Source organism: Leisingera sp. McT4-56 (assembly GCF_020514995.1).
GTDB classification, from domain to species: Bacteria; Pseudomonadota; Alphaproteobacteria; order Rhodobacterales; family Rhodobacteraceae; genus Leisingera; species Leisingera aquaemixtae_A.
In genome coordinates, this window is the sequence record NZ_JAJALF010000017.1 from 112,501 (window position 1) to 115,187 (window position 2,687).

A 2,687-nucleotide genomic window follows, 5' to 3' on the forward strand; every position below is an offset into this window, starting at 1 on the left:
AGTACCTGAAACCGAACGCCTACAATCAGTTGGAGGCCCCTTGAGGGCTGACAGCGTACCTTTTGTATAATGGGTCATCGACTTGGTCTCACGAGCAAGCTTAAGCCGTTAGGCGGAGGCGCAGCGAAAGCGAGTCTTAATAGGGCGCATGAGTTCGTGGGATCAGACCCGAAACCGAGTGATCTAGGCATGGCCAGGTTGAAGGTGCGGTAACACGCACTGGAGGACCGAACCCACATCCGTTGAAAAGGATCGGGATGAGCTGTGCCTAGGGGTGAAAGGCCAATCAAACTCGGAGATAGCTGGTTCTCTGCGAAATCTATTTAGGTAGAGCGTCATCCGAATACCCCGGGGGGTAGAGCACTGGATGGGTAATGGGGCCCCACAGGCTTACTGATCCTAACCAAACTCCGAATACCCGGGAGTACTAGATGGCAGACACACGGCGGATGCTAACGTCCGTCGTGGAGAGGGAAACAACCCTGACCTCCGGCTAAGGCCCCCAATTCATGGCTAAGTGGGAAAGCAGGTGAGACGTCCAAAACAACCAGGAGGTTGGCTTAGAAGCAGCCATCCTTTAAAGATAGCGTAACAGCTCACTGGTCTAATCAAGATGTCTTGCGGCGAAGATGTAACGGGGCTCAAGCCATGAGCCGAAGCCGAGGATGCACATAGTGCATGGTAGCAGAGCGTAGTGTGACATAGTCTCATTCCTCCTTAGCATCTCCGGATGCATTGGAGGAGAGAGGCTTTCGATGAAGCCGGGGCGTGAGCCATCCGGTGGAGAGATCACTAGCGAGAATGATGACATGAGTAGCGACAAAGAGTGTGAGAGACACTCTCGCCGAAAGTCCAAGGGTTCCTGCTTAAAGCTAATCTGAGCAGGGTAAGCCGGCCCCTAAGCCGAGGCCGAAAGGCGTAGGCGATGGGAATCAGGTTAATATTCCTGAGCCAGGAGGATGTGACGGATCATGAAGGTTGTTCGCCCTTATCGGATTGGGCGGGCCGCTGATTGGTCCCTGGAAATAGCCCTCCATCAGACCGTACCCTAAACCGACACAGGTGGACTGGTAGAGAATACCAAGGCGCTTGAGAGAACGATGTTGAAGGAACTCGGCAAAATACCTCCGTAAGTTCGCGAGAAGGAGGCCCGGGTTCAAGGCAACTTGGATCCGGGGGCACAAACCAGGGGGTGGCGACTGTTTATTAAAAACACAGGGCTCTGCGAAGCCGCAAGGCGACGTATAGGGTCTGACGCCTGCCCGGTGCCTGAAGGTTAAAAGGAGGGGTGAGAGCTCCGAATTGAAGCCCAGGTAAACGGCGGCCGTAACTATAACGGTCCTAAGGTAGCGAAATTCCTTGTCGGGTAAGTTCCGACCTGCACGAATGGCGTAACGACTTCCCCGCTGTCTCCAACATCGACTCAGCGAAATTGAATTGCCTGTCAAGATGCAGGCTTCCCGCGGTTAGACGGAAAGACCCCGTGCACCTTTACTACAGCTTCGCACTGGCATCAGGATTGTGATGTGCAGGATAGGTGGTAGGCATCGAAGCCGGGACGCAAGTCCCGGTGGAGCCTCCCTTGAGATACCACCCTTCGCACTCTTGATGTCTAACCGCGGTCCGTTATCCGGATCCGGGACCCTGCGTGGCGGGTAGTTTGACTGGGGCGGTCGCCTCCTAAAGAGTAACGGAGGCGCGCGAAGGTTGGCTCAGAGCGGTCGGAAATCGCTCGTTGAGTGCAATGGCAGAAGCCAGCCTGACTGCAAGACTGACAAGTCGAGCAGAGACGAAAGTCGGCCATAGTGATCCGGTGGTCCCGCGTGGAAGGGCCATCGCTCAACGGATAAAAGGTACGCCGGGGATAACAGGCTGATACTGCCCAAGAGTCCATATCGACGGCAGTGTTTGGCACCTCGATGTCGGCTCATCTCATCCTGGGGCTGGAGCAGGTCCCAAGGGTACGGCTGTTCGCCGTTTAAAGAGGTACGTGAGCTGGGTTTAGAACGTCGTGAGACAGTTCGGTCCCTATCTGCCGTGGGTGTAGGATACTTGAGAGGAGTTGCCCCTAGTACGAGAGGACCGGGGTGAACGATCCACTGGTGGACCAGTTGTTATGCCAATAGCAGTGCTGGGTAGCTATGATCGGACAGGATAACCGCTGAAGGCATCTAAGCGGGAAGCCCCCCTCAAAACAAGGTATCCCTGAGGGCCGTGGAAGACCACCACGCCGATAGGCCGGAGGTGTAAGCGCAGCAATGCGTTCAGCTGACCGGTACTAATCGCCCGATAGGCTTGATTTGATCCAGTAACAGACAGTGTTACGAAATCAGAAAGCAAACATCCCTAACTGACACGGACAACGTTGATTGTACTGCCTTCCGCTTGTGGAAACGTCCCGTGACGTAACCAAATCCACCTGCCGAAGGCATCTGGATTTTTCTCGGTTTGGTGGCTACAGCACAAGTGAAACACCCGGTCCCATCCCGAACCCGGAAGTTAAGCACTGTCGCGCCGATGGTACTTGGGCTCAAGCCCTGGGAGAGTAGGTCACCGCCAAACCTAGTAAAATCCAATAACATCTCTCAAAAACGATACACAATCACCTGACGCGGGATGGAGCAGCCAGGTAGCTCGTCAGGCTCATAACCTGAAGGTCGCAGGTTCAAATCCTGCTCCCGCAACCA

At 54.9% G+C, this 2,687-nt stretch carries 1 tRNA gene and 2 rRNA genes (1 of these 3 running past the window's edge); all 3 read left to right on the top strand.

Annotation, left to right across the window (positions count from 1 at the left end):
* A 23S ribosomal RNA gene (locus LHL23_RS17165) occupies positions 1 to 2,303 on the top strand (it extends 525 nt beyond the left edge of the window).
* Between the two features lie 144 nt (positions 2,304 to 2,447).
* Positions 2,448 to 2,562, top strand: a 5S ribosomal RNA gene (gene rrf / locus LHL23_RS17170).
* Positions 2,563 to 2,610: 48 nt separating this feature from the next.
* Positions 2,611 to 2,687, top strand: a tRNA-Met gene (locus tag LHL23_RS17175).